The following is a 25,555-nucleotide window of genomic DNA, read 5'->3' on the forward strand; positions in this document are numbered from 1 at the left end:
AATGATTGGCGTGATCGACTATGGCATGGGGAATTTATACAGCGTCTCGAAAGCCTTGGAACGCATGAATGCGGAATATTTTGTATCAAGTGATTTAAACGAGCTTGAAAAGGCAACAGCTTATATACTGCCAGGAGTAGGCGCATTCAAAGACGCGATGGCTATTTTAACGGAAACAAAAACAGATAAATTTTTGAAGGACGAAGTGCAAAAGGGAAAGGCTTTATTAGGTATTTGTCTTGGCATGCAGCTTTTGTTCAACGAAAGCGAAGAACACGGCTGGACTGAAGGACTCGGCTTTTTAAACGGCCAAGTAAAAAGAATTCCAGGAGAAAATGTAAAAGTCCCGCATATGGGATGGAATAAGCTGACTTTTCAACGAGATCATCCTCTCATAACTGGTCTTCAAGAAGATTACGTATACTTTGTTCATTCTTATTATGCGGTCGTAAACGATCCGGACGTTGTGGTCGCCAGCGCTTCATACGGTGTGACGGTTCCGGCTATTGTAGGAAGTGGAAATGTATTCGGCTGCCAGTTTCATCCGGAAAAAAGCGGCAAGCTGGGACTAGCCATCTTGAAAAACTATTTAACTTTTGTATCAAGGATGTGAGCTAATGATGAGTTTTACTATTTTTCCCGCCATTGATTTGCGCGGAGGGAAATGTGTCCGGCTGCTTCAAGGCGATTACAATAAAGAAACGGTTTACGGAGATTCACCGTTTGCTGTCGCCGAGTCGTTTGTAAAGGAAGGTGCTGACTGGATTCATATGGTAGATTTGGATGGGGCAAAAGAAGGAGTCCGCGTGAACCATCAACATGTTTTGAAAGTGGCAAAAGAGCTAAAAGTAAAGGTACAAGTTGGCGGCGGCATTCGCACAGAAAAAGATGTATACGAATATTTGGAAAACGGTATTTCCAGGGTTATTTTAGGCAGTTCTGCCGTTTCAAACAGGTCATTTGTTGAAAAAATGCTGGCTGAATACGGCGGCCGAATCGCAATCGGTATCGATGCGAAAAATGGCTATGTATCAACAGAAGGCTGGCTGAATACGTCCGAAGTTAAAGCGGTTGATCTTGGAAAAGAACTGGCGAAAAGCGGTGCAGAAACATTTATTTTTACTGATATTGCGACAGATGGAATGCTCTCGGGACCAAATGTCAAGGCGATTGTGAAAATGGCAAAAGCAACTGGAAAAACAGTCATCGCTTCCGGAGGGGTAAGCTCCATTGATGATTTGAAAAAGTTAAAGCAATATGAACAGGATGGAGTGAAAGGCGCTATTGTCGGAAAAGCGCTTTATACGAAAAAGTTCAGCCTCCGCGATGCTATCCATGAGGTGAATGGGCTATGATTACGAAACGCATCATTCCTTGTCTAGATGTTAAGGACGGACGTGTCGTCAAAGGCGTGCAATTTGTCCAGTTGAAAGATGCGGGCGATCCAGTGGAGCTAGCGAAATTTTATGATGAAGAAGGAGCAGATGAGCTTGTCTTCTTAGATATTTCCGCATCTCATGAAGGCAGAAAAACGATGATTGATGTTGTCGAACGAGTAGCGGCAACATTAGCCATTCCCTTTACGGTCGGAGGCGGAATCAACTCTTTGGAAGATATGAAAAAAATTTTGCGTGCTGGTGCGGATAAAGTTTCCATTAACACTTCTGCTGTATTAAACCCTTCGCTGATTATGGAGGGAGCTGATTACTTTGGCAGCCAGTGCATTGTGGTAGCGATTGACGCAAAATACGATCCGCAGCTCGGAAGCCACCGCGTCTATACGCACGGGGGACGAAAAGCGACCGAATGGGAAGTCGTGGCATGGGCAAAGGAAGCGGTAAAAAGAGGTGCTGGCGAGATTTTGCTGACTAGCATGGATCAGGACGGAGAAAAATCCGGCTTTGACATTGACTTAACCAAAAAAGTAAGCGAGGCAGTTCCCGTCCCAGTCATTGCATCCGGCGGCGCCGGTAATGCTGAGCATTTTCTTGAAGTTTTTCGCGATGCCCGAGCGGATGCAGCGCTGGCAGCTTCCATTTTCCATTACAAAGAAACATCAGTCAAAGAAGTAAAAAGATTTTTGCAAAAAGAAGGGGTGAATATACGGTGAACATAGCAAAACTCAAATTCGATGAAAATGGACTTATTCCTGCGGTTGTTCAAGATGCTGTTAGCAAAGAAGTGTTAACAGTAGCTTATATGAACGAAGAGTCGCTAAAAAAAACGTTGGAAACGAAGGAAACATGGTTTTACAGCCGTTCTCGCCAAAAACTTTGGCATAAAGGAGAAACGTCCGGCAATACACAAACTGTTCAAGAGATACGCTATGACTGTGACAAGGACGCGCTTGTCGTGCTGGTAATCCCGAATGGTCCGGCCTGCCATACAGGGCAATACAGCTGTTTTTCAAAAGAAAGTGATGGCCAGGTGGACGGTAGCCGTTTTGATATTATTAACAAGCTGGAGGCCGTCATTGCTGAGCGTGAAGCTGAGCGTCCGGAAGATTCTTATACTACCTATTTGTTTGAAAAAGGCTTGGACAAAATTTTAAAAAAGGTTGGAGAAGAAGCTTCAGAGGTCATTATTGCAGCAAAAAACCGCAGCCATGATGAGTTGAAATGGGAAGCCGCGGATTTATTATTTCATTTGCTTGTTCTGCTGCGCGAGCAAAAGCTTCCGCTCGATGAAGTATTGACAGTTTTAAAAGAAAGACATGAAAAATAATCGCGAGTAAAAATAGGTTTTTCCTATTTATAAGATATGGTATACTATCCCTCGGCAAATAAAGTGAAATGGAGGGTTTGAGTGGGAAACCGTAAAGTAAAAAAAGACGAAGATTCAAAAATTGTTTCGTTTTTCCAAGACAGTGCAACGTTTTATCGCTGGGGATTAAAGGCTTATCAAAAAGGCGATTTGCAGTCGGCTTCAAAATTCGTCAAGCGGGCAGTAGATCTGGATCCGTATAACGAAGAAATGATTTGCAGGCTGGCCAGCATTTATACCGAATTAGGAAAGTTTCAAAAATCAAACGAACTATTAACATATATTATTGAACATATTCACCCTCATTCGGTAGAATGCTATTATTTTCTTGCAAATAATTATGCTCATCTCGGCTTGTTTCACGAAGCTTATAAACATGCAATGATATATAAGGAAAAGGCGCCGCAAGGCATATTTTCCGTAGAAAACAGCGATCTTCTTGAAATGATCGAAATGGAAGAAGAGGCTGAGCATTCGGATGATCTAATCGTGAAGCAAGAAAAAGCGCGCTCTTTGCTTGAGAATGGACAGTTTCAAGAATCTATTTCCATTTTAAAAGAGATTATAGCTGATTACCCAGAGTTTTGGTCCGCTTATAATAATTTGGCTCTTGCCTATTTTTACCTTGGGGAAGTGGAAAAAGCGAAGGACATGATTTCCCTTGTGCTCCGGAAAAATCCAGGGAATTTGCATGCTTTATGCAATTTGCTTGTATTTTTTTATTATGAAGGTGATGAAGCGAGCATAAGCATGCTAGTTGAAAAACTAAAAAGAGTTTATCCGCTTGTTTCAGAGCACCAATATAAACTGGGGGCGACGTTTGCACTCATCGGCTTTTACCCTCATGCATTCAAGAGGCTCCATGCCTTGTATCGAAAAGGATTTGAGGGGGATGACACGTTTTATTATTGGCTCGCATACTCTTCTTATTTTATAGGACACTATGACTTTGCTAAAAAAATATGGAAGAAGGTTCTGTATTTAAATCCGCGGAAGGAAGGCTCTGAACCGTGGAATATGAAAGGGCTAAACGAAATGGAAAATCAAGTCCCGGAGCGACTGCTTTCTATCTATTTCGCAATGAAAATGGATGAACGAGCGTATTTAGTAAATGAACAGGAGTTTGAAACTCGTCTTGAAAGAGAAGCTGTTCAATATGCTTTAAGCGTTTTAAATGGCAAAAGGCCGACAGGTTTTCATGCTGTTCATTTCGCTTTCCATGTGGCCGATAGTTTAATGGACAAAACGTCAGAAGGAAAAGAATTGGTTTTATTTTGGTTTCGGCTTTTCAAAAATGCCTTCAAGTTCGACATAAAATTTCGCAATGTCAACGCATGGTCAGCAGCTGTCTATTATTTATGGATGAAACAGATAGGAAAAAACATCACACAAGATGGCGCAGCCAATCACTTTAACATCAGCAAAGCTACGCTGTCTAAATACGTGCGCGTCGCAAAAAAATTGAAAATGTGAGCAAATAAATAGCACGAGACATTTATTTTATATAGGATATGTTGTAGGGAATAATAATTTTGTATTATTTATTGGATCATATGATGAGGAGTGAGTCTCGTGTCTGAAGAAAAAATTTATGATTGTATCATTGCCGGAGCAGGACCTGCAGGATTGACAGCTGCTGTTTACACATCCCGCGCCAACCTTTCTACTTTAATGATAGAAAGAGGCGTGCCTGGAGGACAAATGGCCAATACGGAAGATGTTGAAAACTATCCTGGATTTGATCATATTTTAGGGCCAGAGCTATCAAATAAAATGTTTGAACATGCTAAAAAATTTGGTGCTGAATACGAATATGGAGATGTGAAGGAAATTGTCGATGAAGGCGAATATAAAATCGTCAAAACAGGCAACAAAGAATATAAAGCAAGAGCAGTGATTATCGCTACAGGGGCTGAATATAAAAAGCTCGGCGTGCCTGGAGAAAAAGAATTGGGCGGACGAGGCGTCTCTTATTGTGCTGTATGCGACGGAGCATTCTTTAAAGGAAAAGATTTGATTGTTGTCGGCGGCGGAGACTCTGCTGTCGAGGAAGGAGTTTATTTAACCCGCTTTGCGAACAGTGTGACAATCGTTCATCGCCGCGACCAATTGCGCGCCCAAAAAATATTGCAGCAGCGCGCCTTTGATAATGAAAAGATTGATTTTATTTGGAATCATACAGTAAAAGAAATTCATGAAGTCGACGGGAAGGTTGGCAAAGTCACGCTCGTAAATACGATAACAAATGAAGAAACAGAAAAAGAGATAGACGGTGTATTTGTATACATTGGCATGGTGCCGCTGTCCAAACCTTTTGAAAATCTCGGAATTACGAATGAAGCAGGATATATTGAAACAAATGAAAACATGGAAACGAAAATTCCCGGCATCTTTGCGGCAGGAGATATTCGGGAAAAATCTTTGCGGCAAATTGTAACTGCAACTGGTGACGGAAGCATTGCTGCCCAAAGTGCTCAACATTATATTGAAGAATTAAAAGAGAAATTAAAAAATGCCTAAAATTGTTAACAAAATCGTAACTATGATTTAATTGTGCTGTAACATCAATGAAATAAAATTCAGTTACTATAAAAGTAGTAATTGACCCCCTTTTATAATATATACTTTTGAGCATGGGCAACCCTTCCCATGCTCCTTTTTTTGTTGCACCTTTTCTTTTGAAACCTTTAAAAGAGAAAAAACGTATGATAAAGTAGGAAAGCATGCGCATTGAGACACTATAGCATTTAATTGTATAATAAAAGGAATAAATATTTTTTATGTACCGCAACCTAGGGGTGAACTTGCTTTGCAAAGGGTTACAAATTGTGTTCTTGTTCATGAAGGTCAGCTGCTCTTGCTTCAAAAACCGCGCCGGAATTGGTGGGTAGCCCCTGGAGGGAAAATGGAGCAAGGGGAATCGATAAAAGAATCTGTTGTAAGAGAATTTAGAGAAGAAACTGGAATTTATTTAATAAATCCAAAAATTAAAGGGATTTTCACGATCATTGTCAAAGATGGAGATAAGGTTGTTCAAGAATGGATGATGTTTACATTTTTCGCAACACAATTTAACGGGGAAAATGTTTTGGAAACTGAGGAAGGAAAGCTGAAATGGCACTCGATTGATGAAATTAAACAGTTGCCGATGGCTGCGGGCGACTACCACATTATTGAATATATGATTAAAGGGTCAGGAATCATGTATGGAACATTCATCTATACACCTGATTATGAGCTTTTGTCTTATCGGCTCGATCCACAATAAAGAAAACTTCAGCTGCAAGAAAATCGAAGCCAAGGTTCAGAGAAGAGGATATACATGCCAGTTTCAAAATTTCCGCTAAATAAATTTATGATTTGACTCTTCTCATCCTTGATCAAAAAGCTATCAGATCAAAAAAATAAATCCCGATATTTCCTATTCAACATCTGTTACTGAATATTTTTCTTTTGAAAAAACGGGGGGCTTTGAATGATGAGTGAAACTTCAAATATTAAGATGGTTATTATTACGGGGATGTCCGGGGCAGGTAAGACGGTTGCGATTCAAAGCTTTGAAGATCTTGGATATTTTTGCGTCGATAATCTTCCACCTACTCTTTTGTCCAAGTTTTTAGAGCTTATGAAAGAATCAAGAACGAAAATGAACAAAGTAGCTGTAGTTATGGATTTGAGGGGAAGGGAATTTTTTGAATCTTTCCATCAGGCAATTGAAGAAATCAATGATATCCCGTGGATCGCACCGCAAATTTTGTTTCTTGATGCACATGATCAAGTATTAGTTAACCGGTATAAAGAGACGAGAAGAACCCATCCATTAGCTCCAAAAGGTCTTCCGCTTGAGGGGATCCGCCTTGAACGGGAAATGCTGGAGGAATTAAAGGGACGTGCGCAAATTGTATATGATACATCCAACTTAAAGCCAAGAGAATTAAGAGAAAAAATTTTAAAACAGTTCGCAGAAAATGGCGATCAAACCTTTACGTTGAACGTTTTATCATTTGGATTTAAATATGGTTTGCCGATCGACGCGGACTTAGTGTTTGACGTGAGATTTTTGCCCAACCCGTATTATATTGATCATATGCGCCCTAAGACGGGGCTTGACGAAGAAGTTTCATCATATGTTTTAAAATGGACAGAGACATCTAAATTTTTAGAGAAGCTGACAGATTTACTCTCATTTATGATCCCTCATTTTCAAAGAGAAGGAAAAAGTCAAGTGGTCATTGCAATCGGTTGCACTGGCGGACAGCATCGCTCGGTGACTCTGGCTGAATATTTAGGGGATTTTTTCCGCAAAAACTACAAAGTGCATGTATCCCATCGTGATATTGAAAGGAGAAACTATCGATAACTATGGATAAAAAGAAAATCGTCATTATTGGAGGAGGAACCGGATTATCTGTTCTGCTTCGAGGCTTAAAGCTGCTCCCTTTTGATATCACGGCCATTGTAACAGTTGCAGATGATGGCGGCAGCTCCGGTAGACTTCGTGATGAACTGAACATTCCCCCGCCGGGCGACATTCGCAACGTGTTAGCTGCTCTTTCCGATGTGGAACCGCTAATCGAGGAACTTTTCCAGCATCGTTTTAAAAAAGGGAACGATTTGACTGGCCATTCTCTCGGCAATTTAATACTTGCAGCGATGACCAATATCACCGGTGACTTTATGCACGCCATTCGGGAAATGAGTAAAGTATTAAATGTTCGCGGTACTGTTTTGCCTGCAGCGAACCAGAGCGTTGTATTAAACGCGGAGATGGAAGATGGATCTGTTGTGAAAGGGGAATCGAAAATCCCTTTTTCAGGAAAAAAAATTAAAAAGGTGTTTTTAACCCCGAAAAATGTAAAACCTCTTCAAGAAACGATCGATGTCATCAGACAGGCACATATGATCATTTTAGGGCCTGGAAGTCTTTATACAAGCATTTTACCGAATTTGCTCGTTCCGAAAATTGGCGAGGAGGTTTGCAAATCCTCGGCCAAAAAAATATATATATGCAATGTCATGACTCAGCCAGGGGAGACGCTAAACTATACAGCGAGCGATCATGTGAAGGCTCTTTATGATCATTTAAACTGTCCGTTTATTGATGTGATCCTCGTGAACAACGGATCTATTCCCGAATACATACAAAAACGCTACGCGAAAGAATCAGCTTTTCCTGTCCAAGTCGATGCAGAGGCGCTAAAAGATATGGGACTTCGAGTAGTGCAGGACAACATGGTCTCCTTCGATCAACATGTTATTCGACATGATACGAATAAAGTGGCGAACATCTTAAAAAATTTGCTTCTGGAAGAAACGTAATCGGAAAGGGCGGTAATGGAAACATGTCGTTTGCTTCAGAGACGAAAAAAGAATTGACAACACTGGAAGTAAAACAATGTTGTTTAAAAGCAGAGTTGTCCGCGCTCATCCGAATGAACGGAACTGTGTCATTTTCCAACCGGGAATTGCTTTTGGATGTGCAGACGGAAAACGCAGCGATTGCAAGACGTATTTACATGCTGATCAAAAAAAAATATGACGTTCCGATCAAGCTGCTTGTACGAAAAAAGATGCGATTAAAAAAGAATAACGTCTATATTGTTAGAATGAATGAACAAGTAAAAGAGATTTTGGAGGATTTGCGAATTTTAGGCAAGGATTTTATGTATAACCATCAAATCTCTTTAGACCTTGTGAAAAAAAAGTGCTGCAAGCGGTCGTATATGCGCGGTGCGTTTTTAGCGGGCGGATCCGTCAACAACCCGGAAACTTCTTCATACCATTTGGAAATCTCGTCGTTATATAAGGAACATAACGATTCGCTATGCAGCTTGATGAATACGTTTTATTTAAATGCAAAAACACTGGAACGGAAAAAAGGATATATTACTTACTTAAAGGAAGCTGAAAAAATTGGGGAATTTTTGACATTGATCGGTGCCCATCAAGCTCTACTGCGTTTTGAAGATGTCCGAATCGTTCGTGATATGAGAAATTCAGTGAACCGCCTTGTCAATTGCGAAACAGCAAATTTAAATAAAACCATTGGAGCTGCTTTACGGCAGGTAGAAAATATAAAATTCATTGATGAAAAGATCGGATTAAGCGCCTTACCTGAAAAGCTGAGGGAAATTGCAGAATTACGGGTTATGTATCAAGATGTGACATTGAAGGAACTAGGTGAAATGGTGTCCAGCGGGAAAATCAGCAAATCGGGAATCAACCACCGATTAAGAAAAATCGATGAAATCGCTGAAAAATTGCGGGCTGGCAAAACGATTTCATTTAAATAAATTTTTAAGAAGAGAGGGATTAATATGGTTGAGAAAAAAGTGGAAGTTCGGTTAAAAACCGGTTTGCAGGCACGACCGGCTGCATTGTTTGTTCAGGAAGCCAACAGATTTTCATCTGACATTTTTATCGAAAAAGACGGAAAGAAAGTAAACGCCAAAAGCATCATGGGGTTGATGAGCTTAGCTATTAACAGCGGCTCTGAGATCACATTGATCGCAGAAGGAAACGATGAGGAAGAAGCATTAGAAGCGCTTATCAACTACATTCAAAACGAAAATTAATGTGAACACACAAAAAAATTGCCGCAAAATTCATCAATGGATGGATATTGCCTCTCTTGTGGGAGAAAGCAGGAAACAACCGCTGTCAGCCACAAGAGGGCTTTATTTTTGCTAAAACTGATATGAAGACGAAATGGCTTCGGGTGCGTTAATAGAAAAGTTGTGATAAATCTTTTGTTGGGAGAGAGCTTTGTGAAGGTTCTTAACTGGAACTTTTGGATTCAAAGCATGCGAAAGATCGGGGCGAATCCGAGCAATATATTTGGTGTAAATACTATTTTTTCATAAATCTGCGATCAACATTCAAGAAAAAACAAACGTGCTTTGATATGGTTCGAATGACTTACAGCTGAATGGATAAAGAGAGATTCTAGCCCTTTTATAACATGAAAAAATCGATTATAACACTTGTTTTTGCCAGCAGGTGTCCAGAAAAAACTTCAGCAAAATACGGTTTACACAGGCTCTCCGAAAGCATATTTAATCCTTCATCCGGCTCGATCCGCATTTTGGGCTTAGATTAAAGCAATATCGGTAGTTAACGGCCTTTCGAAAACGTAAAGCTGACGATTCCTGCCAAAAAGTTAAATGAGGAGCTGCTGTCAAGATCATTCTTGACATTTGCTCCTCATTCAAATGCGTGAAGGTATGAAGCAGCGGTTTATTTTTATACTGTCTGCTTGATATGTTTAAATTTTTATTGTCTTCCTATTTGAGGCAGCTTTTATTTTGTTAAAACTTTGTCAATCAACCCATATTCTTTTGCACGTTCAGCTGACATGAAATTGTCGCGGTCCGTATCACGTTCAATTACTTCAAGAGGCTGGCCAGTGTTTTCAGATAAAATTCTGTTCAATTTATCTCTTAAAGAGAGAATTCGTCTAGCTGCAATATCAATGTCAGTTGCCTGACCTTGCGCGCCTCCTAACGGTTGATGGATCATTACTTCACTATTCGGAAGGGCAAAACGTTTTCCTTTTGCACCTGCCGCCAATAAGAATGCTCCCATGGAAGCAGCCATTCCTATACACATCGTGGATACATCAGGTTTAATAAATTGCATCGTATCATAAATCGCCATGCCAGCAGTAATTGATCCGCCCGGGCTGTTAATGTAAAGGGAAATATCTTTTTCAGGATCCTCCGCTGCCAAGAAAAGAAGCTGAGCAACGATGGAGTTTGCAACATGATCATCAATTGGCGTACCAAGGATAATAATGCGGTCTTTTAACAATCTTGAATAAATATCGTAAGCACGTTCACCACGGTTTGTCTGTTCAATAACAGTCGGTATTAAATTCATTATGTTTCCTCCCTCACATCAAAGTTAAAGTCATTTCTATTCCATCATACATAAAAGGTCAATAAAGGTCAAACAAAAAACTTTTATATATAATTATTTATAAGATCAATACATGTACCATCATACCCTCATTTTTCATTTTTCAAACAACGATGAAAAATGAATTTTTCAAAACAATTTTGACACGATGGATAACTTAAGCAAAATTTATTCTTGCATATACTGTTCGGTTCGATTATAATATAATTCGTGACATTTGAAAAATGCGCTCGTAGCTCAGTTGGATAGAGCGGTGGTTTCCGGTACCACGTCCGTCGGGGGTTCGAGTCCCTCCGAGCGCGTAAGCCTAGAGCAACAAGGGTTTGAGCGATTTAGAAGTCGTTCAACGGACGGGAACTACCGAAAAACGGACAACGTATTTTCGCAAGGTTTCCGTCCCACTGAATCAAAGAGACCGCGTGCCTCCAAAATGAAAAATTTTGGAGGTTTTTATTATGCGAAAAAGGCTAGAAAGGTAGTTTCAAGACATCTGATTGTAGATGTAATCTCGGTTATATGACGGTTGCAGAAGGATTAAAATACGCTAAGATCATTTACAAAACGGAAGCTATCCAGGACGAACGAGTACCGATTATTGAAGTTCTTGAAAAAATTTTATAGATGTTGTCGGTTTTAGAGATCTTACTACTGACCAAATTAGACGTTACATTAATACGTCATCTGTAACCGTGGATATTCTTTTCGGTGCTATTAAATCGATTTTTAGAAAGCTACATAAATACGGTATTATTTGAAGAAAGTCTCGTCAAAAAAATGCCAAAACTAATAAGGATAAACAACGAATCTTTGTGCTTACAGACACGCAAGTAAAGAGGCTATGAAACGTCAAAGATATAGGTATTTACGGGATTTCGTGACTATGGTGCTATTAAACTAATGGTAGAGTGAGAACAAGGGGCAAACTAAGTTGAATAGTCAGAAATTTCTGGTATTTTGGATGACGGTATTATTATGTTACTGGGGCCAAAAACAATAGCCGTAAAAGCCGGATTGTTCCAATGACTAAAGAAGTATGTAAACTACTTGATAGAAGAAATTCGAGGATACTTCGGTAACATTTCATATGTATTCGTTAATCAATATGGTGAAAAGTTAAAAAGAAGGAAACATCAGGAAAATATTCAAACTAAAAGACAAATGTTGCGTAAGTCTTACACTGTTTAAGACATACATTTATCGTAACCTATTTGAAAAAGGTGACGATATTTGTTCGCTACAAATGATTCTTGATCACGCGGATATATCTACTGTGTAAATATACCTAGAATATACACCAAGCAATAATACGAAAAAATAGTCGAAAAGTCATGGTGTATGTTGAAAAATAGCAGATAAATAAATATAATGAAGATGTCGAAATTTTGGAAAGTGAGGTAAATGTTAGTGAAAAAACGAAAATGGGGGTTTGTATTTTCAGTTTTCGCACTTAGCCTCGCGACTTTAGTCGGATGCGGAGGCGAAGAAGGTGCACAAAAAGTAGGAACATCGGAAGGGGCGCAAGAACAGAAAGAAGAAGCTAAACCGGAAATATTCAAAGTTGGCGATGTCGTTAAGTTAGGCGACTTACAATTAACTCTAAAAAGTGCTAAATACGTAGATGATGCCGAATATACGCCAGCAGAAAAAGGTAAAGTATTGGCGATAGAATTTGAAACGGTCAATAACGGAAAAGAGCAGTTATATTTTGGCGCGGAAGAGTTTGCAATCTCGACACAAGACGGAACACAACACGAAGAGTATTTCGGTCATGATGACGGCTTTATGAATGAAAATATTGGCGCAGGTAAGAAAATTACCGGTAAAATTTACTTCGATGTTCCTGAGGATTCAAAATACGAATTAGTCTACACACCATCATTCAGTTGGGACAACGAAAATATAACGTTTGAAATAACTCCTCAATAAGGTGGCGCATTTTGCGCCATCTTTTTTATTTTTGCGGAAGAAAATGTCGCGATTTCGTTTTCAATTTTAGTTAATGGAGGCTAGCATTATCAAACAGTTGTATGTTGACAAGCAATCGTTTCCTCTTTTATTACGGCTAAATAGTTGAAAAAGAAAACTTTGGATAGTTAGTGAAATTTCAATGCACGGTTGGCAGAAACAAGGCCATCCGTTCTCCGTTTCCTTGACTGTAAATCTCAGAATCTTCCTCTTTTTACTGTGAAAATATTCCTGGTTGGCGGTATCAAAAAATATGAATTGGCAAGAACTATTTTCATTCATGGCTGAGGGCTGTAAATCCGAAAATTTGCTTGCACAAACTTCTATGCGTCATCTAATCATTAGTCGCACTCGATAAGAACTATGCCAAAAAGGGTGAAAAAAGATGTAAAATATTAATATCTTGCAAGATTTATAGATAACGAAGGGTGTTGAAGAATGGAACGTATTTCAGTAGTTTCCATTTTAGATGTTATTGGTGAATTGTTTTCTGATGAAGTTTCGATTGCTGTTTCCAATACTAAGGAATATATCTATTACCGGCCGAGCAAACGGATTGATTTGAAAATCAGACCGGGAGACTTGGTGAGAAAAGGAACGATTGCGTATAAAGCTTTGCACACCAAACAAAAGGTTTCTGAGTTTATTAACCGCGATGTGTTTGGCGTTCCTTATCACGGGATGGCTGTGCCGTTTTTTTGGGAAGGAAAGCTTGAGGGATGCGTCACTGCGATTTTTCCTGCTTTGACGGATGGAAAATCTGTTGTGACCGTCAAAACTGATGAAGGATGGGTTCCTATTCCTTTTTCGAAAGTTGCGTATTTAGAAGCAAAAGATAAAAAGACCTATGTGTACACTGAAGGGTGCTCAGGAACGCATAAATACTCTCTCCAGGAATTTGAATACTTGCTTCCAAAGGACTATTTTATTCGCTGTCATCGGGCTTTTATTGTGAATGTCAACCATATTAAGGAGATCTACCCTGATGCGCATTCAACATTTTTGCTGTTGATGAATAACGGTGATAAAATTCCTGTCAGTCAGTCTTACTCCAGTTATTTTCGAAAATTGCTTGGATTTTAAAAAATCGTTCTGTTTTAGTATGGAAATTGAGTTGTTTATCTGAATTTTCGGTCACTTATCCCCAAAACCTTGCCCCATTAACTTTTATCGGTAAAATAAATTTTAAATTCATTAAAGGGGAGATGATGGGGAAATGGACAATAAATTGGAAAGGATTGAAGATTTGCGTTTGCGCGATCGAATAGTCACAGCTGATGAAGCCGCATCATGGATCAAAGACGGGATGACTTTAGGGTTAAGCGGATTTACACGCGCGGGTGATGCGAAAGCGGTTCCATATGCGTTGGTAAAACGTGCAGAGCGAGAATCGTTTAAAGTAAATGTGTATACAGGAGCCTCTTTAGGTTCTGATATCGATAAAATGTTCACTGAAGCTGGCATTTTAGGCAAGAGGCTTCCTTTTCAGGCAGATCCTACGATGAGAAAAGGAATCAATCGGGGAGAATTTTTATTTGTCGATCAGCATTTGTCCCATACTGCTGAATTAGTGCGCTCAAATGTTATGGATCCAATCGATTTTGCAATTTTGGAAGCGGTTTCTATTACAAGAGATGGAATGGTTATTCCGACAACCTCCATTGGAAACTCGTTGACATTTGCCCAGCACGCAAAATCGATCATTATAGAGATTAATATGGCACAGCCTGCAGACTTAGTAGGAATGCATGATTTGTATGAACCGGAGAAACAAGGGGAAAGAAAACCGATTCCGCTGACAAAATCGAATGATCGAATCGGTACGATCGGAATACCGATTGATATAGAGAAGGTAAAAGGAATTGTATTTACCAATCAGCTGGATTCTCCGTCGACAATTGTGCCTCCGGATGAAGAAACAGTCATTATGGCGCAGCATTTGATAGAGTTTTTGCGTAAAGAAATTAAAGCCGGCCGGTTAACGGAACGTTTGGCCCCGCTGCAGTCAGGCATCGGTTCCGTCGCCAATGCAGTTCTTCATGGATTGCTGGATTCAGAATTTGAGGATTTAGAGGTGTATTCTGAAGTATTGCAGGATGCAGTCTTTGATTTGATAGATGCGGGCAAAGTCCGTTTTGCCTCTTGTTGTTCGATTACCCTTTCAGAGCCGAAAATGAAGGAGGTTTTCTCGAATTTTAAGAAATACCGCGACCGTTTAGTGCTGAGACCGCAGGAAATTTCCAACCATCCTGAAATTATTCGCCGGCTCGGTTTGATTTCCATTAACACAGCATTGGAAGTGGACATCTACGGCAATGTCAATTCAACCCACGTACTTGGAACGAAAATGATGAACGGCATTGGCGGATCAGGTGATTTTGCAAGAAATGCCCGCCTGGCGATTTTTGTGACAAAATCAATAGCGAAAGACGGAAACATATCAAGCATTGTTCCTTTTGTCTCCCATGTTGACCATACGGAGCATGACGTCGATGTCATCGTCACCGAACAAGGGTATGCGGATCTCCGGGGCTTGGCGCCAAGAGAGCGTGTGGAACTGATTATCGAACGCTGCGCCCATCCGATGTATCGCGACCAGCTTCGTGAATATTATCAGGAAGCTCTTGCAAGAGGAGGGCATACACCACATGTTTTAGAAAAAGCTCTTTCATGGCATATAAATTTTGCTAAAAACGGAACGATGCGTGAAGAGATTGCACATAGCGTTTAATCGGATGACAATTTATTCGTGCATTTTCTAGACATGCGAAGAGATCGGCACAGCTAGATCAAAGAAGGAATTTATCCCTAGAAATCAATTTTGTGGATATCACACAACAAATGTTTTCACCCCCTTAGTGTTAAAAGCACTAAACGAACGGACTTATTAATTGATACTGTACTGAAAAATTTAATAAAAAATAAATTCGAGTTGAAGGCAGAAAACGATTGTTTTTGCGAAAATCATCATACAGAACGGATAGTGAGCGCTTTGATCAACTGTTTTCTGAGAATAAGGACGGATTTGCAATGGTTATTGATTACAGCGTCAACTGGTATCTAATGTTAATTGATCATTTTTCTGACGCAAATTGCTGTATCAGCCGATAAACTCGATACTGAAGTCGATATTCCGGAAGTCGTCAATCTCGTGTTTTTTCAAGAAAGGACGTTCGACATCAAAGTTTTGGCAAATAATTCGGTTCAGAACACGCTTATATAAAGACTTACTAGGATTGGAGAAGTTAATACGCATTCACCTTTTTGGCAATTTTGGTAATTTTGAGTTTTTCTGTGAAAATCCAAAAGGAATGGAAGGAAATAGTTTAACGGAACGGTTGTTTAACATCGAAGTCGAAATCATTAAAGAACTTTAGCATTTGCAGTACCAAGAAGAAAAGTATATGGGTTAAAAACGGAGTTATGGAATAAAAGTTGAAAGAACCGTTTAAAAGTGCAGGAAGCATTATAGACTTGTTTAAAGACAACATGGATGAACGTGAGGAAAATGATCTGCATTCGATAATTTAACACAAAATTGTGAAGATATTGTCGGTGCTTAATGGAATACATCAATTATTTCTTTTACCTTCATTACAAAAGAGGCATCTTAGATGTTGAACAAGATCTTAGATGCCTCTCTAACGTGGAATTTTGGAGATTTGCCGGTCAATCTTCTAGATAAAATTGAGATGGAAAAGGGGAAAGTTATTTTTGCAGTATTCAACATAAACATCTGAAAAAAATTTCCCCATCTGGATTATAAAAGCGAAAACCTGGATCCGATTATATCTTCAAAGAGTGAATAAGATGCATCACTTGCTTCGTCTGATTGTACAATAGCTGTTTTGCCTGATCCATACATTCCTCAATCGTCAATGGTTTAGTAATAATCGAAAAGCATCCGTGAAATTTGCTGCGGAGCACATCCAAATTGCCTGCAAGCGAGCCGGATATTAATATCGTTGGAACTCCGTATATTTGAGCGAGATCAGCGATATAGCCGGGCGCTTTTCCGTATAATGTTTGTTCATCGCTTTGTCCTTCTCCTGTAATGACAAGATCCGCCTGCTCTATTGCTTCCTTCAAGTTCGAAGCTTCTGCTACAAGCTCAGCACCGGATATAAGCTTTGCGCCTAGTACAAGGAATGCAAATCCCAAGCCTCCTGCTGCCCCTGCACCTTTCACGTTATTGAAGACTTTTCCTTGCTGCTTCTCAATAAGAGCAGCAAATCGGGCCAATGCTTCGTCGTAAATCGGTATTTGTTTGCTGCTGGCACCTTTTTGCGGTCCGTAAACTGCGCTGGCACCTTTTTCACCACATAGCGGATTGTCCACATCACAAGCAACCTTTATTGTAATATGTTCCAATCTCGGATCCAAACGGTCGAAACTTACTTGATTGACCTCCAATAAATCTTTTCCGAAAATCCCCGCTTCTTTTCCTTCTTTATCCCAAGCTTTCATGCCAAGCGCCTGTAAAAAGCCAAGGCCCCCATCATTTGTAGCACTGCCGCCAAGCCCGATAATAAACGATTTACAGCCTTTATCCAATGCATCTTTCATCACTTCGCCAAGTCCGAAAGTAGTGGTCACATCCGGGTTTCGTTGTGAAGGAGGCACTTGGACAAGCCCAGCGATATTGGCAACTTCAATAGCAGCTGTATTGTTTTCGAGGATGGCATAATATGTTTTTATTTTTTTGCCCAAGGGGCCTGTACAGGTTACCTCAATGCGATCCCCGGCTGAAGAGGCTAACAATGCATCGACTGTTCCTTCTCCGCCGTCAGCCATTGGTTTTGTTCTTACTGTATCACCATAATGAAGGTCAAGTATTGCTTGTTTCATAATATTTGCTGCTTGAGAAGAGGTCAGACTCCCTTTAAAAGAATCAGGTGCTACGACAATATTCATTTAGCTGCCTCCTTTGTTTGTCTGATATCCTTCCGAATTTTTAAAAACGATAGAATAAACGAGATAAATGGAATTAATTACACTCAGCATATTGATTTCTTCCAAAATAGGTGATTTAAAGGATTCTAGTTTGCAGCTGCTCACTTTGATGATTTGTTTCGCATTCTGTGCTAAATAGCCTTTTTCATTGCCTGTAATCGCAACGATAGGAATGCCTCTCTTCTTTAATACCTTTACTAGCTGAACGATAAATCTTGTTTCTCCGGAAAAAGAAATGACAACGGCTAAATCTCTGGGCGTAAGTGATTCTGCTTCGGAAATTTGATTTTCATGGTTGCTGTACGCAGTAGCATATTTGCCCAGACGAATAAATTTGAATTGTGCATTTCTTGCAATGAGAACATCACAGAATATGGTGATGAGACATAAAATTTATCTTTTTATCTTTGAATAGCTGAGCACCAATAATTTGATGATGTATAAAAGTTTGTGTAAAGCATTTTGCTAGACCAAAAGGAAATAGGGTATTCTCTGATTTGGACAAAAACACATTCCAGAGAAAGGAGAACCCTGCCTATGTCTAAAAGTATACCGAATTTTTTTGAATAACGACACAAAAACTGCAGAAAAATAAACGAAAAACAAAGAATTGATAAAAAATCCTGTTTACGCTAAAATTGAAATAACAAAATTTCCAGTATTATCAAAACTTTGTCATATCAACAACTTTTTGGGGTTTTTATCTTAACTATGAGGAATTAAAACTGTATCAGACCGCAAGAAAGGCTGAAGCAACCCTTCGTTTTTATCTAACCCATAAGATTTGAAACAATAATCTCGATATCACACGATAAAAGAGTAAGAAAAGCTCATAGAGAAATAGATGGAAAGTTTTTTGTACAGTAAATAATCCACCTGTAGGACGGCTTCCTGGTAATCCGTATGGGTTGTAGGTACGTTACGATACCCAGCATTTGATGATGAAGAATTAAGCGAAAAGGTTGAATATAAACCGTTTAATAGCATTGTTGAAGTGAAAGAATTTTTCCAAATCAGTTTATTAGGGCGAAGAAGAAATATTTTTGGATAAGAAGCGACTTTTAAAATAAAGCAGATTATAGTGATCACAATTTTTTATGTGAGATGGTCAAGAAAATGAAAGAGGATAGTAAAGAACCTATTGTTACTGTAGATGAGCAAATTCACTAACATAAATTTACATCCGAACAAAAAAGGAGACATGAACCCGATTCCTTGGTTAGAATAGATGTGCCAACAAACCATTCACACAAGGAGGTTCATGTCTCATGAATAGATTAGCACATCATCAAGGAATCCACAAGTTTTTCACGATGTTGGGGTTGGCACTTTATTTTTCAAAACCTGTCATGAAGCATCTCGTTCATATCGTGGATGCGATGATCACGAAAGGCTTTTCTGGAACGTTGACCGATCTTCATCATTGGAGCTTTCACCCCAATCATCGAACGACACTCAGCCATTTTTTCACGAAAAGCCCTTGGGATGAAGAGACGCTGCTTCGCAAACTCCAGCAATGGATGCTTCATCGTGTCGAACGGATCGCCAAACAGAAAAATCAACCCCTTTTTGTTTCGATCGATGATACGATTTGCCAAAAAATCAAGCCTTCGTCACGGGCAACGCACGCCATTCAAGGGTGTGATTGGCACTATTCTCACACAGAGAAAAAGTCGATCTGGGGACATTCTCTTGTTTGGCTCATGGTTCATACGATGACCCAGGCTTTTCCCTTTGCGTTCCGCCTCTACGACAAGGCGGCTGGGAAAAGCAAGGGGGAACTCGCGATCGAGATGCTTTCTTCTTTGGATGTACGCCGTCCCGTTTATGTGCTGATGGATTCGTGGTATCCATCGCAAGCGCTCGTGGAAGCCTGTCTGAAAAAAGGATTTCACGTCATCGCGATGCTCAAAACGAACCGGATTCTCTATCCGAAAGGCATCGCCATCCAAGCCAAACAGTTTGCCCGCTATATCGAACCGAACGACACCCATCTCGTCACGGTGGGAGAAGAGCGTTATCGCGTGTATCGCTACGAGGGATCGCTGAAAGGTCTCGATGATGCCGTTGTGTTGTTGGCTTGGAAAGCCGATCAGCCGATGACACCCGAACATCTTCACTGCGTCTTGAGCACCGACCGGGAGCTAAGCGATGAAGAGATCTTGCGCTACTATGCCCAGCGTTGGTCGATCGAATGCTTTTTTCGACAAGCGAAAGACCAGCTGAAGCTCGATGGGTACCGCGTTCGTCAACGTCGTGCGGTGAAACGGTATTGGATCTTGGTGCAACTCGCTTATGTGTACAGTATGGTCGAGTCCAACCGGGATTTCTCTACTGGGCTTGATCTTCTCCGAACGAAGAAAGGGCATAGTCTCGTCGAGTTCATTTACCATGCAGCGAAGCAAGATATTCCCATTGATGTCGTTAAAAAACAGCTCCATGTGGCATAAGGGGTACTCCGTTTGTCTCTTTTTACATGGTAATTATTGTAATGAAAATTGCTCAACTACAGTTGTTATTAATAAAAATAAACCTGTTGATGATCAAAAAGAAAAACAAAATGAAGATACAAGATCTGATCGTTTTTCATGGAAGATAGATGATGTTGAATTCCATTAATTTTTCAAAAATTGGCGCTCCTTTTAGGAGTGCTTTTTATTTTACCTGAGAGAGGGTGTAATGTATAAGGGAAAAACGCATACAAGATTACGACGAAGACACAAGGGTATCTGACTGTTACGGCGCCGATCATTCGTCCTGGCGTATTCCCTTATATGTGATCGGGTAAAATGGTTCTGATGGAAGCCGAGTTTGCAGGAGGAAATCTTTTCGGACAAAACAATTCAGGCAAAGCCGGTTACTGATGGCGGCCATCCGAATGAACCAGTCACATTGCAAAATTTCAACCGGCATGCAAAAGGGATTTCACTACGGATGAAGAGTACAAGATTTAAATCTGGTCATCTCTTTTACTGTCACATTCGGATTCATTCAACATTGCCTGTTCGTTTGGAAGTCCCCTATATATAACGGTTGCCGAAAAATTTTTATTTAGCTCAGTTGAAAAACTGGGCTTTTTATTTCCTAAATATGGAAACAAATCCACTCCCCCGTATACCGCTCCTCTTAAAAAAAGCCGTTTATGTCATAATATATAACATAAATACGTAAATTTTTAGTTAAAATACACAAAATCACATTAAAAATTGTGAATATTCGCTAATGTTAAATAGCTGAAAAGAATATATAATAAATACACATTACGTATTGTGTTATAAAAATTAACATAAAAGGGATTGATCGTATTATAAAGGGGTGAATGAATGAAGACGTTGTTCATAAAAAATGCCAAAAATATTATTACTATGGATGAAAATCGAACGGAATACCCAGGCGGCAGCATGTATGTTGTCGGTCAAGAGATTAAAGCGATTGGCTATGATTTACCTTGTGAGTCAGCGGATATTGTCATTGATGCGCGCGGAAAAATTGTTTATCCGGGGTTAATCAATACGCATCATCATTTGTATCAGACTTTCACCCGCAATATCCCTTGGGTGCAAAATGTTGAGCTGTTTGATTGGCTAATCGCTTTGTACGATATTTGGCGCCATCTAAGGCCGGAAGATGTGTATTTAAGTGCTGTTGTCGGATTAGGTGAGTTACTTAAAAGCGGTTGTACGGCATCAGCTGACCATTTTTACGTTTTTCCGAATGGAGTCAGCTGTGAATTAATTGATGAGGAAATACGGGCAGCACGTGAGATCGGAATTCGTTTTTACCCAACTAGAGGCTCTATGAGTTTAGGACGATCAAAAGGGGGATTGCCGCCAGATGAAATCGTTCAGCCGGAGGATGTTATTCTTCGAGATACCATGAGAATTATTGAAACCTATCATGATCCTAGTAAATTTTCGATGCTGCGGGTAGGTGTTGCACCTTGTTCACCATTTTCGGTTAGCAAAGACTTGCTGCGTGAATCAGCGGATTTAGCACGCAGTTATGGCGTTCGGATGCATACCCATTTGGCGGAAACGATCGATGAAGAGGATTTTTGCAGAGAAAAGTTTGGCATGCGTCCTTTCGAACTAATGGAAGAAACAGGTTGGGTCGGCGAAGACGTGTGGTATGCGCATGGAATCTGGTTTGATGACAAAGAAATTGCCAAGCTGGGTGCTTGTGGCTGCGGAGTTGCTCATTGTCCGAGCAGCAATATGAAAATGGCTTCCGGAACGATGCGAATTATGGACATGCTGCAGGCAGGGGTAAAAGTGGGATTTGGTGTTGATGGTTCAGCTTCTAATGATTCCTCCAATCTATTATTAGATTTAAAAATTATGAACCTGCTCCATAATCTTCAGCATGGAACGACAGCGCTAAGTGCTGAAGATTGTTTGTCGATTGCGACGAGAGGTTCAGCTAAAGTGCTTGGCTGGGAAGATGCCATTGGTTCATTGGAAGTCGGCAAGGCTGCTGATATGTTTATGATTGATACGAATCGATTAGAATTTGCTGGTGCGCTTTTCAACGATACGGCACTTCCGATTCTAGCGGGCACACCGACAGTCGATATGACTATCGTTGGCGGACAGATTGTTGTAGATAAAGGGCGTCTTGTCAATATCGATGAAGAATCATTTGCCATGCGGGCGCAAAAAGCTGCTGAAAGAATGCTGGAAACGGCTCTTGAGCATACAAAAGTCAATTATAAAAAACCAAGAATAAGAAACTCAGCTATTCTAACTTAGATAAGGGGGGATAAGCAGTGGAAGCAATTCGAAACGAGATTGTCGCATTTCATCATGTTAGTAAGATTTACAATACCGGCACAGTCGCTTTAAGCCAATTCCATTTTTCCATCACAGAAGGGGAATTTATAAGCTTCCTCGGCCCGTCTGGCTGCGGGAAATCAACGGCATTAAGAATGGTGGCAGGTTTAGGCGAAGCTACTGAGGGCAAGGTAGAAGTATTTGGGCAAAACCCGAAAGAAGTTATCAAAAATACAAATGATGTTGCGTTTGTATTCCAAGATGCCAACTTGCTTCCATGGAGAACGGTGCTGGAAAATGTGATGCTGCCTTTAGAATTAAGGGGTTCGGATAAAAAAAGCCGCAAAGAGGATGCGATCAAAGTATTGGAGATGGTTGGACTAAAGGATCATATAAAGTCATATCCTAGGCAGTTGTCAGGCGGAATGAGAATGAGGGTGTCTATAGCTCGAGCGTTGGCTGCAAAACCTAAATTGCTGTTAATGGATGAACCGTTTGCTGCATTAGACGAGATTACAAGACAGACCTTGCAGACGGAGCTGCTTGAAATATGGAAAAGGGAGAAAATGACAATTTTGTTCGTTACTCATAATGTATTTGAAGCTGTCTATCTTTCTACTAGAATTGCAGTGTTGTCAGCTCGGCCCGGACGATTATCATCTATCATCGATGTCGATCTTCCTTATCCGAGGGAGCGGACAGATGAACGGTTTACAGAATATGTCGATATTTCCTCGCAAAGTCTTGAGAATAGTTCAACCCGAAGGGAGTTGGTATAAATGTCTGTACAAACAGCAACCACTCAAACGAAGGAAATTGTCGCTCAATCAAATAATACTGGCAAACTGAAAATATGGAGCAAATCAAAATGGAAGATTATTGGTCCGATTGCTGCGCTTGTTGTTTTTCTTTCTTTATGGCAGTTTGTACCGATTATGGTTGGCGTGCAGCCGTTTATACTTCCAAAACCGACGGACGTCCTTCAAGCGGCGGTTGAAGATTGGGAGTTATTATGGCCAGCCATACAAATAACGGTGGCTGAATCTGTGATCGGATTTGTAATAAGCGCCATCATTGGAATTGGCTTTGCGGTTTTATTAGCAAGCTCAAAAATTTTAGAAATAAGCATTTACCCGTATGCGGTTATTTTACAAACGATACCGGTTGTAGCTGTTGCACCGATCGTTGTTATCTGGTTCGGCTCGGGCTTCAATTCGATTGTGATGATTTCATTTTTAATCGGATTTTTTCCGATTATTTCAAATACGTTAATGGGATTGAATTCAGTCGATAAAAATATGAGCGAATTATTTACTTTATATAATGCGTCAAAATGGCAAAAAATGTGGAAGCTCCGAATTCCGGCTGCTATGCCTTACATGATGACCGGCTTAAAAATATCCAGCACGCTATCGATCGTTGGAGCTATTACGGGTGAATATATAGCTGGAATTGGCGGAGGAAAAGGCGGTTTAGGGTATGCCATTACGGTAGCAGCCGTTCAATTAAAAACACCATATTTATTTGCTTGTGGAATTGCCGCTGCTATTTTTGGGATTGTCTTTTACTTACTCGTAAGTTTGTTTTCTCATTTCATGCTGAGATCATGGCACGAATCCGCGATGAAGGGAGAAAAATAAAAAATTTGATCAAAAATTAAGTTGACATAATCACTATTGCTTACAAGAGCTGAATTTATTTGCTAATTTTTTTTGCATAAAAATGGTTTGCTGCGTTAGGGAACGAGCTTTATTGAGTTTCAAAAAAAGTGCAAAAAGGGGGAAAAAGAATTGAAAGCATGGCGCAAAGCGAGTTTTCTATTAATCGGGATTATATTCATGTTCTTCCTCACCGCCTGCGGCGGACAAGAGTCGAGCAGCTCAACAAACGAGGGAGACAGCGCTTCGAATGAAGAGAAAAAAGACTTAAAAGATGTAAAAATTGTATTAAATTGGTTTCCGAAGGCGCAGCATGGCGGTTTGTATGCAGCACAAGAAAACGGATTGTTTGAAAAAAACGGTTTAAAAGTCACGATCGAACCGGGTGGGCCGCAAGTCTCGTCTATTCAAATGGTTGCATCTGGAAGTGCTGACTTTGGGCTTGCACATGCTGACCAAATGGTTATTGCTAGAAATCAAGGAATTGAATTAGTCGCTGTAGCTGCTGCCATGCAAGGAAGCCCGCAGGCATTAATGTTCCATAAAGGAAAGGGAATTGACGATTTTGATGAATTAAATGGAAGAAAAGTATATATACAGCCTGGTATTACGTATTGGGACTTTTTGAAATCTAAATATAATTTAAGTAATGTACAAGAATTGGCTTATACAGGACAGCATTCGAATTTTATTAGCGATCCCAATTCTGTAAGCCAAGCCTTTGTGACTTCAGAGCCGTTTTTCTTAAAAAAAGATGGAGTAGATGTAGAAACGAAGCTCATATCTGATGCAGGTTATAATCCTTATAACGTTGTGTTATATGTTACAAAAGACTATTTAGAAAAAAATAAAGAAACTGTCAAAGCATTTGTGGATGCTTTTGTCGAAGGATGGTATTTATACAAAGATTCTTACGAAGAGATTAATAAAGTGATTCAGAAAGACAACGCTGATATGGAATTAGAATCATTAAAATTTGAAGCCGAAACACAAGTGGATTTTGTATATGGAGGAGATGCAGCAGAGCATGGAGTCGGATATATGACGGAAGAACGCTGGGCAACATTAATTAAACAATTGCACGATCTCGGTTTATTAGAAAAAACATTTGATGCAAAGGAAATTTTTACGACAGAATATTTGCCAAAACATGAATCGAAATAAAAACGAAAACGAAAGCTGGGCAGCTTATATTTGCTCAGTTTTTTGTTTTAACCAAAAGCTTTACTGTAAAAAAAAGAAATCGGCTTATATGCCGACTTCAAAAACTGATCTCATACATTAAAATTTAAAAGTCCTTTTACTCCTCGTTTTTCACTTGATTATATGCTTGATCAAGATTTTGCAGTCTTTTCAATATTTCAGCATTTTTGGTTAGCTGGTCGTAAATTAAAGTTGAGACGACAGATCGGTAGTAGCTGTTCATGGCATCAATCTTTGAAGATTTTTCTTTATTCATTTCAATGTACTGTTTAAAGTTTTCTTTAAAATAGGAAACAGAAAAAAGCTGTGTCATGTTCGTTCCTCCAA

General features: G+C 39.9%; 24 protein-coding genes and 1 tRNA gene. 21 read left to right on the top strand and 4 right to left on the bottom strand.

Annotated elements, in window-relative coordinates; all coding sequences use genetic code 11:
• Window position 1 precedes the first annotated feature (1 nt).
• The 11 genes from hisH (at window position 2) to NSQ71_RS04075 (ending at window position 9,338) form a co-directional block, all read left to right on the top strand.
• Window positions 2-613 (top strand): imidazole glycerol phosphate synthase subunit HisH, encoded by a 612-nt coding sequence (gene hisH / locus NSQ71_RS04025; RefSeq protein ID WP_066249067.1) that lies wholly within the window; start codon window positions 2-4, stop codon window positions 611-613.
• 4 nt (window positions 614-617) lie between these two features.
• Window positions 618-1,355, top strand: a complete 738-nt coding sequence (gene hisA, locus NSQ71_RS04030) for a 1-(5-phosphoribosyl)-5-[(5-phosphoribosylamino)methylideneamino]imidazole-4-carboxamide isomerase (RefSeq protein ID WP_340733010.1) — start codon at window positions 618-620, stop codon at window positions 1,353-1,355.
• Window positions 1,352-2,110, top strand: a complete 759-nt coding sequence (gene hisF / locus NSQ71_RS04035; RefSeq protein ID WP_063389168.1) for an imidazole glycerol phosphate synthase subunit HisF — start codon at window positions 1,352-1,354, stop codon at window positions 2,108-2,110. The genes hisA and hisF overlap by 4 nt, the downstream gene beginning before the upstream one ends.
• Window positions 2,107-2,724: a bifunctional phosphoribosyl-AMP cyclohydrolase/phosphoribosyl-ATP diphosphatase HisIE gene (gene hisIE / locus NSQ71_RS04040; protein WP_340733013.1), complete on the top strand. Its 618-nt coding sequence runs from the start codon at window positions 2,107-2,109 to the stop codon at window positions 2,722-2,724. Before hisF ends, hisIE begins: the two co-directional genes overlap by 4 nt.
• 81 nt (window positions 2,725-2,805) lie before the next feature.
• Entirely contained in the window at window positions 2,806-4,236 is a 1,431-nt protein-coding gene (locus NSQ71_RS04045) for a tetratricopeptide repeat protein (protein WP_144597319.1), read from the top strand.
• A gap of 99 nt (window positions 4,237-4,335) precedes the next feature.
• Window positions 4,336-5,283: a thioredoxin-disulfide reductase gene (gene trxB, locus NSQ71_RS04050; RefSeq protein ID WP_063389165.1), complete on the top strand. Its 948-nt coding sequence runs from the start codon at window positions 4,336-4,338 to the stop codon at window positions 5,281-5,283.
• Between the two features lie 289 nt (window positions 5,284-5,572).
• On the top strand, window positions 5,573-6,031 hold the full coding sequence (locus NSQ71_RS04055; RefSeq protein WP_063389164.1) for an 8-oxo-dGTP diphosphatase: 459 nt from the start codon (window positions 5,573-5,575) through the stop codon (window positions 6,029-6,031).
• Window positions 6,032-6,238: 207 nt separating this feature from the next.
• A complete protein-coding gene (rapZ, locus tag NSQ71_RS04060) occupies window positions 6,239-7,123 on the top strand; it encodes an RNase adapter RapZ (RefSeq protein WP_186439301.1) in 885 nt (294 codons plus the stop codon).
• Between the two features lie 2 nt (window positions 7,124-7,125).
• Complete coding sequence (locus NSQ71_RS04065; protein WP_063389163.1) at window positions 7,126-8,082, top strand: gluconeogenesis factor YvcK family protein; 957 nt, start codon at window positions 7,126-7,128, stop codon at window positions 8,080-8,082.
• Window positions 8,083-8,105: 23 nt separating this feature from the next.
• On the top strand, window positions 8,106-9,056 hold the full coding sequence (gene whiA / locus NSQ71_RS04070) for a DNA-binding protein WhiA (protein WP_063389162.1): 951 nt from the start codon (window positions 8,106-8,108) through the stop codon (window positions 9,054-9,056).
• A 24-nt stretch (window positions 9,057-9,080) separates the two neighbouring features.
• On the top strand, window positions 9,081-9,338 hold the full coding sequence (locus NSQ71_RS04075; RefSeq protein ID WP_063389161.1) for an HPr family phosphocarrier protein: 258 nt from the start codon (window positions 9,081-9,083) through the stop codon (window positions 9,336-9,338).
• A 724-nt stretch (window positions 9,339-10,062) separates the two neighbouring features.
• Here the strand turns inward: NSQ71_RS04075 and clpP are convergent.
• Window positions 10,063-10,641, bottom strand: a complete 579-nt coding sequence (gene clpP / locus NSQ71_RS04080; protein ID WP_063389160.1) for an ATP-dependent Clp endopeptidase proteolytic subunit ClpP — start codon at window positions 10,639-10,641, stop codon at window positions 10,063-10,065.
• A gap of 265 nt (window positions 10,642-10,906) precedes the next feature.
• On the opposite strand from clpP, the gene NSQ71_RS04085 reads away from it, so the two are divergent.
• The 5 genes from NSQ71_RS04085 to NSQ71_RS04110 all read left to right on the top strand — a co-directional run bounded on the left by NSQ71_RS04085 (window position 10,907) and on the right by NSQ71_RS04110 (window position 16,385).
• Window positions 10,907-10,982, top strand: a tRNA-Arg gene (locus NSQ71_RS04085).
• A gap of 1,102 nt (window positions 10,983-12,084) precedes the next feature.
• Window positions 12,085-12,606, top strand: coding sequence for a DUF4352 domain-containing protein (locus NSQ71_RS04090; RefSeq protein WP_157727907.1), 522 nt, complete (start codon window positions 12,085-12,087; stop codon window positions 12,604-12,606).
• A 477-nt stretch (window positions 12,607-13,083) separates the two neighbouring features.
• A complete protein-coding gene (locus NSQ71_RS04095; protein ID WP_340733024.1) occupies window positions 13,084-13,728 on the top strand; it encodes a LytTR family DNA-binding domain-containing protein in 645 nt (214 codons plus the stop codon).
• Between the two features lie 133 nt (window positions 13,729-13,861).
• Window positions 13,862-15,376: an acetyl-CoA hydrolase/transferase family protein gene (locus tag NSQ71_RS04100; protein ID WP_130158643.1), complete on the top strand. Its 1,515-nt coding sequence runs from the start codon at window positions 13,862-13,864 to the stop codon at window positions 15,374-15,376.
• A gap of 883 nt (window positions 15,377-16,259) precedes the next feature.
• A complete protein-coding gene (locus tag NSQ71_RS04110) occupies window positions 16,260-16,385 on the top strand; it encodes a hypothetical protein (RefSeq protein WP_257790167.1) in 126 nt (41 codons plus the stop codon).
• A gap of 46 nt (window positions 16,386-16,431) precedes the next feature.
• Here NSQ71_RS04110 and NSQ71_RS04115 read toward each other — a convergent pair whose 3' ends face one another.
• Both NSQ71_RS04115 and NSQ71_RS04120 read right to left on the bottom strand, forming a co-directional pair.
• Complete coding sequence (locus tag NSQ71_RS04115) at window positions 16,432-17,559, bottom strand: glycerate kinase (protein WP_094245217.1); 1,128 nt, start codon at window positions 17,557-17,559, stop codon at window positions 16,432-16,434.
• Window positions 17,560-17,991, bottom strand: a complete 432-nt coding sequence (locus tag NSQ71_RS04120; RefSeq protein WP_340734402.1) for an SIS domain-containing protein — start codon at window positions 17,989-17,991, stop codon at window positions 17,560-17,562. It lies immediately after the preceding gene.
• Between the two features lie 875 nt (window positions 17,992-18,866).
• On the opposite strand from NSQ71_RS04120, the gene NSQ71_RS04125 reads away from it, so the two are divergent.
• From NSQ71_RS04125 to NSQ71_RS04145, 5 genes are all read left to right on the top strand, one after another.
• Window positions 18,867-20,048 (top strand): IS701 family transposase, encoded by a 1,182-nt coding sequence (locus tag NSQ71_RS04125; RefSeq protein ID WP_311066339.1) that lies wholly within the window; start codon window positions 18,867-18,869, stop codon window positions 20,046-20,048.
• Between the two features lie 873 nt (window positions 20,049-20,921).
• Window positions 20,922-22,346, top strand: a complete 1,425-nt coding sequence (locus NSQ71_RS04130; protein WP_339194456.1) for an 8-oxoguanine deaminase — start codon at window positions 20,922-20,924, stop codon at window positions 22,344-22,346.
• A gap of 17 nt (window positions 22,347-22,363) precedes the next feature.
• Window positions 22,364-23,146: an ABC transporter ATP-binding protein gene (locus NSQ71_RS04135; protein ID WP_066249138.1), complete on the top strand. Its 783-nt coding sequence runs from the start codon at window positions 22,364-22,366 to the stop codon at window positions 23,144-23,146.
• On the top strand, window positions 23,147-24,007 hold the full coding sequence (locus tag NSQ71_RS04140; RefSeq protein ID WP_063386965.1) for an ABC transporter permease: 861 nt from the start codon (window positions 23,147-23,149) through the stop codon (window positions 24,005-24,007).
• A 150-nt stretch (window positions 24,008-24,157) separates the two neighbouring features.
• Complete coding sequence (locus NSQ71_RS04145; RefSeq protein WP_327862679.1) at window positions 24,158-25,189, top strand: ABC transporter substrate-binding protein; 1,032 nt, start codon at window positions 24,158-24,160, stop codon at window positions 25,187-25,189.
• 136 nt (window positions 25,190-25,325) lie between these two features.
• On the opposite strand, the gene yvfG is transcribed toward NSQ71_RS04145, so the two are convergent.
• The gene (yvfG, locus tag NSQ71_RS04150) at window positions 25,326-25,541 is read right to left on the bottom strand and encodes a protein YvfG (protein ID WP_063386963.1); all 216 of its coding nucleotides are present in this window, start codon (window positions 25,539-25,541) and stop codon (window positions 25,326-25,328) included.
• Between the last annotated feature and the right edge of the window lie 14 nt (window positions 25,542-25,555).

Origin of the sequence: Aeribacillus sp. FSL M8-0235 (genome assembly GCF_038000355.1) — a bacterium.
GTDB lineage: Bacteria > Bacillota > Bacilli > Bacillales > Aeribacillaceae > Aeribacillus > Aeribacillus composti.